The organism is Streptomyces sp. NPDC023541 (assembly GCF_055559995.1).
On the sequence record NZ_JBVHJO010000020.1, the window covers coordinates 99,381 to 111,853 of the forward strand.

At 70.4% G+C, this 12,473-nt stretch carries 6 protein-coding genes; 3 read left to right on the plus strand and 3 right to left on the minus strand.

Going from position 1 to position 12,473, the window contains the following annotated elements; all coding sequences use genetic code 11:
- Positions 1–206: 206 nt before the first annotated feature.
- Together ACZ3X1_RS32760 and ACZ3X1_RS32765 are read left to right on the plus strand one after the other, a co-directional pair.
- Positions 207–1,901, plus strand: a complete 1,695-nt coding sequence (locus ACZ3X1_RS32760; RefSeq protein ID WP_467282571.1) for an alkaline phosphatase D family protein — start codon at positions 207–209, stop codon at positions 1,899–1,901.
- Positions 1,902–2,065: 164 nt separating this feature from the next.
- Positions 2,066–3,205: a hypothetical protein gene (locus ACZ3X1_RS32765; protein WP_467282573.1), complete on the plus strand. Its 1,140-nt coding sequence runs from the start codon at positions 2,066–2,068 to the stop codon at positions 3,203–3,205.
- Positions 3,206–3,569: 364 nt separating this feature from the next.
- Here ACZ3X1_RS32765 and ACZ3X1_RS32770 read toward each other — a convergent pair whose 3' ends face one another.
- Complete coding sequence (locus tag ACZ3X1_RS32770; protein WP_467282576.1) at positions 3,570–4,100, minus strand: MarR family winged helix-turn-helix transcriptional regulator; 531 nt, start codon at positions 4,098–4,100, stop codon at positions 3,570–3,572.
- Between the two features lie 96 nt (positions 4,101–4,196).
- Between ACZ3X1_RS32770 and ACZ3X1_RS32775 the strand changes: the two genes are divergently transcribed.
- Complete coding sequence (locus tag ACZ3X1_RS32775) at positions 4,197–5,507, plus strand: SgcJ/EcaC family oxidoreductase (protein ID WP_467282578.1); 1,311 nt, start codon at positions 4,197–4,199, stop codon at positions 5,505–5,507.
- A gap of 1,908 nt (positions 5,508–7,415) precedes the next feature.
- Here the strand turns inward: ACZ3X1_RS32775 and ACZ3X1_RS32780 are convergent.
- Both ACZ3X1_RS32780 and ACZ3X1_RS32785 read right to left on the minus strand, forming a co-directional pair.
- A complete protein-coding gene (locus ACZ3X1_RS32780) occupies positions 7,416–9,821 on the minus strand; it encodes a PP2C family protein-serine/threonine phosphatase (RefSeq protein ID WP_467282580.1) in 2,406 nt (801 codons plus the stop codon).
- A 107-nt stretch (positions 9,822–9,928) separates the two neighbouring features.
- On the minus strand, positions 9,929–12,473 hold a 2,545-nt coding region (locus ACZ3X1_RS32785), incomplete at its 5' end, for an ATP-binding protein (protein WP_467282582.1).

Sequence of the window (12,473 nt, forward strand, 5' to 3'; positions counted from 1 at the left end):
GGTTGGTCAGCTGACCGGATGTGTCTGCCCGATGAGTGATCACTGATGCGATTTTTCGCGGGCCGTGTCTGATGACCCGCTGCTCACGTGTCCGCCCGGTCCAATGGGGGACGGCCGGGCAGCACAACGGCGTCGATTCCGCCGCCGTTCAGTACTGTACGGAGCGGCCGTTCCGTACCATGCGGAGCACCGGAAGGGGACTCGCTATGGCCGGTCTGAGGCTGGGCCCGCTCCTGCGACACGTGGACTGGGAGTCGGGAACGAGCGCGACCGTGTGGGTCGAGACCGACCGGGCGTGCACGGCGGAGGTCCGGTGCCCGGGCGGCGGCGGCGGTTCGGCTCCCACGTTCTGCGTCGTCGGCCACCACTACGCCCTGGTCGTCGTGACCGGGCTCACGCCCGGGTCCGCCACAACGTACGAGGTGTTGCTCGACGGCGAGCGTGTGTGGCCCCTCGCGGACTCGCCCCAGCCGCCCAGCACCATCCACACGCCACCGGTCCCGGCGACGGGCGCGGTGGTCGCCTTCGGCTCGTGCCGGTGGGCGGCGCCTGCCGTGGGCGAGCACGATCCGGTGGGCCCCGATGTCCTCGACACCCTCTCCGCCCGGCTCGCCGCCGACCCGGAAGCCCAGCGTCCGGACGTTCTCCTCCTCCTCGGTGACCAGGTGTACGCGGACGAGACGTCCGCCGACACCCGCGCCTGGATCGCTCAGCATCGGCGCGCCGCCGGCACCGGCTCCGCCGCCCCGCCGGACCAGGTCGCCGACTACGAGGAGTACACCCACCTCTACGACGAGTCCTGGAGCGACCCCGAACTACGCTGGCTGCTCTCGACCGTACCCAGCTGCATGATCTTCGACGACCACGACGTCATCGACGACTGGAACACCAGCGCCGCCTGGGCAGCCGACATGCGGGCAACGCCCTGGTGGCACGAGCGCATCACCAGCGGTCTGATGTCGTACTGGGTCTACCAGCACATCGGCAACCTCTCCCCCGCCGAGCTCGCCGAGGACGAGCTGTACGCGGCGGTGCTGGCGGCCGATGACGGCACGGAGGTGCTGCGCGCCTTCGCCGAACGCGCCGACGCCGACCCGGCGACGGTGCGCTGGAGCTACCGCAGGGACTTCGGCCGCACCCGGCTGCTGATGGTCGACACCCGGGCCGCGCGGGTGCTGGAGGAGCAACACCGGGCGATGCTGGACCCCGAAGAGGCGGCCTGGCTGCGGACGCAGGCGTTCGACGACCTCGGCGGCGTCGACCACCTGCTGATCGGGACCTCGCTCCCGTGGCTGCTGCCCCCGATGGTCCACTTCGCGGAGGGCTGGCACGCGGCGCTCTGCCGGGGCGAACGCGGGCCGCGCTGGGCGCGCTTCGGTGAGCGGCTGCGCCGGGGGGCGGACCTGGAGCACTGGGCGGCGTTCACGTCGTCGTTCGAAAAGCTGACGGACACGGTGGCCGAGGTGGGGAGGGACGAGGCAGCCCCGGCGACGGTGTGCGTGCTCTCCGGAGACGTGCACCACGCCTATGTGGCGGAGCCCGTCTGGACCTCCGAACCGCAGCCGCGCTCCCGCGTCTTCCAGTTCACGTGTTCACCGCTGCACAACTCGGTGCCCGCAGCCATACGGGTCGGATTCCGTTTCGGCTGGAGCCGGTTCGCCAAGGGGATCGGGCATCTCCTCGCCCGCCACGGACGGGTCGCAAGACCGGAGATCCGGTGGGAGCGCTCGGGCGGACCGTGGTTCGGCAACCAGTTGATGACGCTGACACTGCGCGGACGTACAGCGCGACTGCGACTCGAAAGGGCCTCGGCGGGCGCCAAGCGGGGGCGCCGCGGGACAGACCGTGCGGGAGCCCGGCTCATCGGCGTCCTCGACCGCAGTCTGACGGACGGAAATTGAAGCCCGCCGGACGGCTCCGCCCATTTCCTTCTTCGAGGCCCCGCAACGGGGTCATCCGGCCTCTTGCAGCGACCCCAAGCTTCATAAGGTGTCCCCGGCGGCGAAGGGACCCCCAGCCGGGCAGGGGGCTGCGACCGGGGCAGTGCGACGGCGACGACCTGATCATGCCGAAGGACGGCTACTGCCACCGCCGCCATCTCGTCCTCGTCCAGCGCGGCCGCCGCGAACGCTTCCGCGTCTGGGTCTGGGTCTGGGTCTGCACCGCGGTCGTCGACCGGTACCCAGCCGAACAGCAGGCGCATGTCCACGATGCCGCGCGTGGACGGGACCTGTCCCGCGCCTCGGCGGCGCCGGAACTTTCGGTTCCTGGCCTCTCGCCGCCGACCTCCACCGGTGGCACCATGAGCCCAGACGGTGCCGACGCTCGGTACCGATTCCCTGGGGTCAACATGAACATCCGGCTCCCGCTCAACCGACTCACCCACTTCTTCGTGACAGCCGCGTTGGGTGCGCTGACCGCCTGCGGCGGCTCCGGCGGGCAATCGCCCCCGCAGGAATCCCCGTCCGTCGTGCCGGGCACGTCCTCGGCGCTCTCCCTGGCTCCGACCTCACCCAGCACGTCCGGTACCACTCCTGGTACGCCCGCACCGACTACCCCCGGACCCGACGGCGGCACGCCGCCCCTCGGCTCGGCGCTCCTCCAGCCCGTGTGGCCGTTCCCCACGCTCGCCGCAGCCGAGGCGTGGCAACGGGAATTCCGCTCCGGGGGTCATCAGCCCTGGCATCTCGACCCGGAGCAGACCGCTCTCTCCTTCACCCAGGGCTACCTCGGCTTCAAGAATGTAGGCCGAGTAACCTCGCGCACCGTCACCGGCCGCGATGCCCGGATCGGCGTGGGCCTGAGCCTGCCCCCGGGCGCCGAGGGCTACAGGAGCACGGTCGCGGTCATCCACCTCGTACGGTACGGCGCCGGCCCGGACGCCCCGTGGGAGGTCGTGGGCACCGACGACACGACGTTCTCGCTGACCACGCCCGCCTACGGATCGGTCGTGCGCTCCCCGGTGCGGACCGGCGGCCGGATCAGCGGTGTGGACGAGAGCATCCGCGTGGACGTGCGCCAGCCCTCCGCCACGGCCCCGATCGGCACCTCCTGCTGCATTCCGGCCGGCGGAAGCGCGCAACCCTGGAATGCGACCGTATCGTTCACCGGCACCCGTGACCCGGTGCTGACCATCGTCGCGTACACCGGCGGGCACATCTCCGATGTCGAGCGCTTCACGGTCACGGCGGTGCGAACCGGCTGACGCGGGACGCGGCAGAGACCCGGGCCGGTTTCTCGGTGGGGGACGGGCCGGGCCGCTCGCAGAGCGGATGGTCGCCGAGGGCCGGCGAGCATCATTCGGGCGCCGCTCAGGGCGGGCGGTGCCATGGAGCGAGCAGCTGGCCTCTCCGGCGACCCGCCAGTCTGCCCCTACGCCGCGTGATCGGCCCGGACGACAGGGTGTGCGACCGCATCCCCGCAAGACGGAGATTGGCACGTTCGGCTTCGTTCAGGGGCAGCGCTTGTCCGCCGGTTCGGGCTGCAGGTGCGGATCTCCGGTGCCGCCGGCCCGCGCCGAGGAGCACAGGCAGGTCGAGACCCTGCCCGGCCCGGGTGCGGCCGGGTGGTTATCGGGGAGAGGGATCTTCGGTGTGGTCGCCGAGGGTGAGCAGGAAGCGGCGCAGCAGGTTGGTGAGTTGGTCGCGTTCGGCGGCGGCGAGCCCGGCGATCTGGCGCTCCTCGCCGATGAGGTGGTGTTCGACGAGGCGGTTGGTCAGCTCCTGGCCGGTGTCGGTCAGGGAGATCAGCACGCGGCGGCGGTGGGCGGGGTCGACGGCCCGTTCGACCAGGCCCTTTTCGACGAGGTGGTCGATGCGGTTGGTGAGTGCCGCGGAGCTGACCATCGCGGCCGAGCTGAGCTCGCCGGCGGTGAGGACGTGCGGGGGTCCGGAACGCAGCAGGGTGGCCAGGACGTCGAACTCCCAGGGTTCGACGCCGTGGACTGCCAGGTTCTGCTTGATCCCGCGCTCGAGCAGGCGTGAGGCGCGGGAAAGGCGGCCGATCAGGGCCATGGGTGAGGTGTCCAGGTCGGGGCGGACCGCGCGCCACTGTGCGGTGATGCGGTCGACACCGTCGTGTTGCGGCTGCTGTTCCGTCATGGCGACAGCCTAACATTTCGACATGGAAATGTTTGACAGTCGCGACTCCGTCTCCCTATAGTTTCGACATCGAAATTTTTGACGTAGGGGGAAGTCGTGAAGGTTCTGCTCACCGGCGCCACTGGCTACATCGGTTCCGCCGTCACCGACCACCTCGTTGCCGCCGGACACCAGGTGTTCGCGCTCACCCGTCGCACCGATCCGCAGCACGGCCGGGCCTGGCACGCCCAGCTCGTCGGTGACACCGCCGACCCGGTCTCGCTGGCCGGTGCGGTGACACCGGAGATCGAGGCCGTGGTTCACCTGGCTCCCCCGAGCGGCGATGCCGACATCGACACCGCTGTCGTCGAGGCGCTCGTCACTCCGCTGCGCGGCACCGGCCGTCCCTTCGTCTACACCAGCGGCGTTTGGGTGCTCGGCGCCACTGGTGAGGCGCAGGAGGTTGCCGAGGAGGCCCCGACCCACCCGATCGGCATCGTCGGCTACCGGCCGCGGATCGAGGAGCGGGTGCTGGCCGAGGTCGCCGAGGGCGTGCGCGCGGTCGTGGTCCGGCCCGGCATCGTGTACGGCCGCGGCGGCGGCATCCCCGCCGTCCTGGTCGACCGGGCGCGCCGGCAGGGGGTGCCCGAGTACTACGGCGAGGAGGGCGTGCGCTGGCCGACCGTTCACGTGGACGACCTGGCCGAGCTGTTCGTGGCCGCCGTCGAACGCGCCGAGGCCGGCACCATCTGGCACGGCGTCGGGGACTCGGCCGTTCCGGTCCGTGACATCGCCCGGGCCGCCGGCCGCGCAGCCGGAGTGCTCGCTGCCCCGCACGCGGTGCCGGTGGAGCAGGCCGCCGAGGTCTTCGGCCCGCTCTTCGCGGAGGCGCTCGCCCTCGACCAGAGCGTCAGCGGCGCCGCCGCCCGTGGCGCCCTCGGCTGGCAGCCGGGCCGACCGGGCGTTGTGGCCGAACTGGCATTTGGTTCGTACCGGCCGGTCGAGGTGTTCGGCGCCCCCGAGGGCCCGGAGACCGACGCCGAGGTGGCCTCGATCCGCAGTCTGGTGGCGGAGGTCGAGCAGGCTCAGCAGGACGAGCTGGTCGACCGGTTCCTGAGTGTCTTCCGCCCGGAGGACCCGGTGTGGACCACCGGCCACGGCAAGCGTCTGTCGGGCTTCGAGGAGATCGCGACCTTCACCCGCAAAGTGCTGCCCGGCGCCATGGCCGAGTCCACCGCCGTCTACGACGTCGAGCGCGTGCTGTTCCTACGACCCGACGTCGCCGCGGTGAACGTCCGCCAGCAGCCGGTCCACCACGACGGGACCCGGATCGCCGACAGGCCCGAGGGGCGCCCCTTCTACATCCTGGTCAAGGAGGACGGCACCTGGCGCATCGGTGCCGCGCAGAACACCGTCGCGGTCGACTGACGACCTGCGCGACCCATCCGTGGAGGTTGGGGTGCAGCGAGGCCAGTGCCCGGGGTGCCGTGAAGGCGTTGACGCTCCACCCGCGGCCGCGAATGTAGTGGGTGAAGTCCTCGATCGGCGCGCTCCCTGCCGGGCCAGGGCCGCGTTGAGGTGGGGATTGAGACGGCTGCAGGCCGGGGCAGGGGCCGGGGCGGGAAACAGCTCGCGACCAGGGCGGGGGCCCGTCCGGGGTCACCTGTGTCACCGGACGGGCCCTGCACGGCCTCGTCCTCCTCCCCCGACCTGCTGGCCCAGTAGGGGGGGAGGTGACTGCCGTTCGCAGGCTCACCTGCCCCGGGCGACGGCCGCGCCGCCAGCACCAGGCACGGGCCCCGAAGAGCGGGCGGCTGGGCGGTATCGAGGGGGTCCCACAGAAAGCTCACCGGGAGCTTCGAGAAGACGGTGGGCGTGATGAGCAGCCCCGTGCCGCGGAGATGCACCTCGACTCGGCGCGGGTAGGGGGCTTCGAGTACTGGCGGACACCAGCGGACCAGTGGTGCGCACATCGAGCGCAGCAGCAGATCGATGCCTCCGTCCAGCACCAGGTTCGCGCAACGGGTGGACAGCGCGACCAGTTCGGACCGCCCTCGGTGCCAGTACGGCTCCACGGTCAGCCGGTGGCAGGCGCGCACGGCCTCGGCGAGCTGACGCAGCGCGTCACGGTCGCCCTCGGACACCCGTCTGGCCCATGGCATGTGCCCGGGGTGGAAGTCGAGACCCTTGAGCTCGCGTCGCAGCCGGGACACCGGGGCGTGCAGCAGGTTGTCCACGGCGTGGTCCAGAGACGGCACGTCTCCCATCAGGGCCAGCAGATCAAGCCCTGGGCCGCGCAGCGGAACCAGGGATGTCAGAGGGCGAGTGTCAGCTCCCATCCGGCCCGCGACCGCTGACCGCCAGGTGCGGAAGTGCGGAAGCTCCCGGTTTTCCCTCAGCAGCTCCAGGCTGTAGTAGACCTCCGCTGCGACACCGATCGTTGCGGCCACCCGGGTGCGGGCAAGGTCTTCCGTCGTGAAATGAATGCGTAACACCGACCGGCCCCCCGCAACGGAAGTAAGGCGCGTGAGCGCACCCCAAGCATGCCCCAACCCGCCGCGCAGGCTCCCGCATTTCGATGACGTGGTGAAGGCCGTCGTCGCTGAAGAGCAGAAGCCGGTCCGCTTCCCGCGCGGGCCGACAGCAGCGGCAAGTGCCGTCCTCTCAGAACTGCTGAGAGGACGGGTGTTTGAGAACGGGAAGCCGGGTCAGACGCGTACATGTCGGAAGCGCCACCGTGGGGGTTGGGCTTCCGAAGCGGGCCCCGCTCCCGTGACGCCCTTCCCCCTGGCGTCACGGGGCAGGCCCGCCCGCACGACGGGCTGCCGCCCGGATCCGTATGGCATCCGGACGCCCCACACCGGCCCCTTCCCCGGTCAGGGACCGGGCCGTCCGGAAGACCCCCGGCGACGGCGCTCGGACCGCCGCCCCCGGGCAACGGAACCGACGGCAGCAGCCCGACACATGGTCAAGAGGGAGCCGGACCAACACCGCTGCGACGTCCTGGGCTGGACCCTCTCCGCCTGCCGTGGCGTCGAACGTGCTGACCTCCCAAGGCCGGTACACCGCGAAAACCGCGGGGCGCGCACGGCCGGGACCGAGAGGAACCCGACCACGTCCAGGGATCACTTCCTGCCCAGAGGCCCCAGTGGTTGCACACTGCGCCAGGCCCGCCGCTCCCGCGCCAGCGACATGGGGCAGGACTGAGCCCCAGAGGTGCAGGCATGGGTCCTGGGCCTGGTCTGGCGCAGTACGGTGGGGCAGGCGGCAGCGAGCGGCGGCCGCACGGCCGCCGTCTTTGCCGTTTTCCCTCGTTGCCCAGGCAAGGCGGTCCTCTCAGCGGACCTCGATTCCGATGAGGCAGGTGTCGTCGTCGGTATCGGATGCGCTGTACGTCAGCACGCTGTCCAGTCGCTTCTCCAGCGTGTCAGCGGAGCGCGAAGCCACGGTGAGCAGCTGAGCGAGGGAGTCGGTGACGGCGATGTCTCTCCGTTCCACGAGCCCGTCTGTGTACATGAGGAGGATGTCATCGGCTTCGAGCTGCGCCTCCTCCTCCGCGAACGTTGCGTCGGGCAGTGCTCCGAGCAGCAATCCGGCGGTGAGGGGGAACGACTGGGCCTGGGCGCCCCTGACCAGGACGGGTGGCAGATGGCCGGCGCGGGCCCACTGCAGGGTGCGGGTCTTGGGGTCGAAGAGGGCGCAGACGGCGGTGGCGGTGAGGTGGCTGGTGAGGTGGAAGGCGACCCGGTTGAGCCAGGCGAGCAGCTGTGCCGGGCCGGCGCCGGTGACGGCGAGGCCGCGGAGGGCATTGCGCAGCACGACCATGCCGGTGGCGGCCTGGATGCCGTGTCCGGCGACATCGCCCACGCTGAGGAGGACCTTTCCGTTGGGCAGGACCACGGAGTCGTACCAGTCACCGCCGACGAGGGATTCGGATTCGGCCGGCCGGTAGCGCACCGCGATCCGAATGCCGGGTACCTCAAGGGGTGCTGGCGCGGGGGGCATGATGGCGTGTTGCAGTTGGAGGGCGAGGCGGCTGCGGTCGGCGGATTCTGCTTCGGTGTCGGCGAGCTGGTCCCGGGTGGCGGCGAGCGCGACCTCGGTCCAGTGCTGGGACGAGACGTCCTGGCAGGCACCGCGCACCGAGTAGAGGCGGCCCTGGTCGTCCATGACGGGCTCGGCCACCATGCGGATGTGACGCGTGATGCCGTCGGGCCGCTGGAGGCGGAACTCCACGGATGATTCGCGCTGGCTGTGCAGGAGTGTGCGCAGGAACCGCCCGATGGAGTTGACGTCATGGGCGTGGGCGTGGGCGGCGAGATCCTCGAGGGGCACGGGGGCGGCGGTCATCGGCAGCCCGAACAGGGCGAACAGCTGCTCGTTCCAGCTGATCTCTCCGGTGTGGATGTTCTGTTCGAAGCCGCCGACTCGGCCGAGGCGCTGTGCGTGCTGGAGGAGGTTGGCGAGCCGCGCCTTCTCGTCCTCGATCTTCCAGATGAGGAAGAGGGCCGATCCGTGGCGGCTGATGCGCACGTCGGCGACGGTGGTGAGGGGGACCTCTCCCACGAAGGTGGTCAGTGCGGTACGCAGTACCTGGCAGGCTTCGCCGGTGGCGTAGGTCCTCTCCAGTTTGTCGAAGAGGCCCCCGTCCTCGGCTGTCGCTGGGTAGATCTCGAGGAAGTGGCGGCCGGTGACCATGGAGCGGGGTCGGCCGGCCGGGTCGATGAAACTGTTGTTGACGTGGTGGATGTGGAAGTCGATGAGGCGGGCGTCGGCGTCGAGGACGGGTGCGAGGACGAGGACCGTGTCGTCGAGATGGCCGGCGAGGTCGGTGAGCTCCGCCAGGGCGGCCGGGTGGTGCGCGGCGGCGGAAGCGACCGAGGTGCTGTGCGGGGACTGTTCTTCAAGGGTGTGGGCGCACAGTTCGGCCAGCGCTTCGAGCTGGCGGATGATCTGTACGGGCTGCGGGGGCAGGGGCTGGGGCCAGCCGATTTCCAGGACGCCGTGGATGCGGCCGCCGGTACCTGCGGGGATGACGACGCGGCCGCCGTCGGGGTGTTGTCGCCGCCCGATGGTGGGGAGACTGGCCTGGGAGAGGCTGGTGACGACGGAGAGCTCGCGGTGGGTGAGGGCGAGCCGGGCGCAGGTGGCGACTTCGGGTGGGACATAGCGCCAGCGGTCGGCGTCCTGCGGCGTGAAGCCCGCCTGGCCTGCCAGGGTGAGCGAGGAGTCGGCTCCCGCGACCCAGATCGCGACGCCGTGAGCACCGAGAGGGGCGAGGGCGTTTTCGAGGAGCGCCGCGGCGACGGCCGGGCTGTCACCCGCCGCCAGGACGCGGCTTTCCGCTGCCCGCAGTCGGACGGCCGGTGCCGCCTCAAAAGGCGGTTCGGCCTCGGCTGTCGCGAGGAACTCCTGCGCGACCTCGCTGACGCGATCACGAGCCGCTTGGTTGATGACGTCGACGGCGAGTGCGAGCAGGGTCGTGCCGGACTGTTCGGCGAGCTTGGCGAGCTGCCTCGACGCCTCGACGGGCCCGCAGCCGAGGCGCCCGACGAGAATGCCCTTGGCGAGCTCGACCAGAGCACGGCCGTCGGCTGCGGACTGGGCTTCCAGGGCCTCCTCGCGCAGGCGCTCCACGGTCGCGGCGAGCCGACCGGCCTCCGGGCCTGAGGAAGTGCTCGGCCCGGGGCGCCGCTGCGGCATGGCTTCGCCGTGTACGGCTTTTGCACCTGTGTCGAGCATGGCGTTGTCCCCCGCGGGGCCAGTGGCATGGGAGTGGGTTGCTGCATTTGCGTCAGGAGTGGTGTTCACCGTGTGTCGCTATTCCTCCGTAGGTGGCTCAGGGGTGATCAGGCTGGGGTGGTGCCTGACGTCTTCTGGGCCGGCAGCCACCGACGGAGGCGGTTGATGAGGTCGTTGGCGTCGACGGGCTTGGTGACGTAGTCGTTCGCGCCGGAGGCCAGGCTCTTCTCGCGGTCTCCGGGCATGGCTTTCGCCGTGACCGAGATGATCGGCAGATCGGCGAACTCGGGCATACGCCTGATCTCCGCGGTCGCCGCGTAGCCGTCGAGTTCGGGCATCATCACGTCCATCAGAATCAGGTCGATTCCCGGGGTCTCGGTGAGGGTTTCGATGCCCCTGCGGCCGTTCTCGGAGTGCAGGACGTGCATCCCGTGCAGCTCCAGGATGCCGCTGATGGCGTAGAGGTTGCGCGGGTCGTCATCGACGACAAGGACCGACCGGCCGGCGAGGCTGGCGTCGACGACGGCGTGCTCGGGGACAGCAACGTGGCTGTCGGCGTGCACGAGGGTCGGAACGTCACCCGGGCTGTCTGCCGACAGATGCAGGGCGATGCGCTCACGGAGCTCATCCAGGCTGGAGAGCACTTCCAGCGGCAGAGCGGCGGCGCGCTCGGTGACTTCTGCTTGCTGCTCCCTGGTCATGCGCCGATTGTCGTGGGCAAGGACCGGCAGGGAGGCAAGCGCAGCGTCCCCTCCGAGGGCCCGGAGGAAGCGCAGTCCTTCCCCGTCGGATCCGAGTTCGAGAACCACGCAGTGGAAGGGTGCTTGTGCCAGTACGGCTGCCGCGTCCGCCGCGGTGACGGCCGTCACGACCTCGGCGCGGTCGGTCGGCACGGTGACTGCTCGCCCTGCGGTCAGGTCCCCGGCCGCGCTTTCGGCGACCAGACTGAGTAGACCGTTGCTGCGCTGCTCGATGACCAGAATGCGCCGGGGATGACGCTGCTCTTCGAGGACCGCCGGTGCAGCGCCGTCCGACTGCTCAAGCTCCGAGCCGGCAGGCTCCGCGCTTTCGAGGGCGGCCGTTGCCCCTTCGGGGAGTTCGCGTCCTGAGACGGGGAGGTACAGCGTGAAGGTAGAACCCTTGCCGACCTCGCTGCGGGCGGTGACGGCGCCGCCCAGGAGGCGGGCGATCTCCCGGGTGATGGACAGGCCCAGGCCGGTGCCGCCGTACTTGCGGCTGGTGGTGCCGTCGGCCTGCTGGAACGCGGCGAAGATGGCATCCAGCTGCTGCTCGGCGATCCCGATGCCGCTGTCGATCACGCGGAAGGCGACGACGGATCCGGCCTGCGTCAGCTCGTCGGGAAGCTCTGCCGAGGCCGCGGGTTCGATCTTGACGTGAACGCGGCCGTGTTCGGTGAACTTCACCGCGTTGGACAGCAGGTTGCGCAGGATCTGCTGGAGGCGCGCGTCGTCGGTGAAGAGGTCCACCGGCACACCAGGGGCGGTCGTGATGTCGAACTCGAGTCCCTTCTGGCTGGTCAGCGGCCGGAAGGAGGCCTCCAGGTAGTTGAGGAGCTGCTTGAGGGAGACCCGCTCCAGGTTCACGTCCATCTTGCCCGCTTCGACCTTCGAGAGGTCGAGGATGTCGTTGATCAGCTGGAGCAGGTCGGAGCCGGCCGAGTGGATGATGCCCGCGTACTCCACCTGCTTGGGCGACAGGTTGCGGGTGGGGTTCTGCGCGAGCAGCTGGGCCAGGATGAGGAGGCTGTTGAGCGGGGTGCGCAGCTCGTGGCTCATGTTCGCCAGGAACTCCGACTTGTACTTGGAGGCCAGCGACAGCTGCTGCGCCCGGTCCTCCAGTTCCTGCCGGGCCTGTTCGATCTCCAGGTTCTTGGCCTCGATGTCGCTGTTCTGGCTGGCGAGGAGGGCGGCCTTCTCCTCCAGTTCGGCGTTGGAGCGCTGAAGTTCCTCCTGCTGGACCTGGAGTTCCTCCGAGCGGGCCTGGAGCTCTGCCGTGAGCCGCTGGGACTCGCCGAGGAGCTCGTCGGTGCGGGCGTTGGCGACGATGGTGTTGACGTTGACGCCGATGGTCTCCATCAGCCGGCCCAGGAAGTCGCGGTGCACAGGCGTGAACGGGGCGAAGGAGGCGAGCTCGATGACGCCCAGGACCTGATCCTCGACGACGATGGGCAGGACGATCAGGTGGGCCGGCGCGGCTTGCCCGAGTCCGGAGGAGATCAGATAGCCGGCCGGCACATTGTCGGTGGTCAGGATGCGGCGGCTGCGCGCCGCCTGCCCCACCAGCGTCTCTCCGTGCCGCACCCGCGTGGCGGCGGGGCTTTCCAACGGCCGTCCGAAGGAGCCGATCAGCGTGAGCCCCGCCTGGCCGTCGATCTCCTCGCCGAGGTAGAAGGCGCCGTAGCTGGCGCCGACGAGGGGGGTGAGTTCGTCCATGACGAGTTCGGCGACGACGGCGAGGTCGCGGTGGCCCTGCATCAGGCCGGAGATCTGGGCGAGGTTGGACTTGAGCCAGTCCTGCTCCTGGTTGGCGCGGGTGGTCTCGCGCAGCGAGCCGACCATGGAGTTGATGTTGTCCTTGAGTTCGGCGACCTCTCCGGAGGCGTCGACCGTGATCGAGCGGGTCAGGTCGCCC

Excerpts from the sequence above, each read along its gene's own strand:
- ACZ3X1_RS32780 (WP_467282580.1), bottom strand. The coding sequence starts at position 9,821 with ATGCTCGACACAGGTGCAAAAGCCGTACACGGCGAAGCCATGCCGCAG.
- ACZ3X1_RS32765 (WP_467282573.1), top strand. The coding sequence starts at position 2,066 with ATGCCGAAGGACGGCTACTGCCACCGCCGCCATCTCGTCCTCGTCCAG.
- ACZ3X1_RS32770 (WP_467282576.1), bottom strand. The coding sequence starts at position 4,100 with ATGACGGAACAGCAGCCGCAACACGACGGTGTCGACCGCATCACCGCA.
- ACZ3X1_RS32760 (WP_467282571.1), top strand. The coding sequence starts at position 207 with ATGGCCGGTCTGAGGCTGGGCCCGCTCCTGCGACACGTGGACTGGGAG.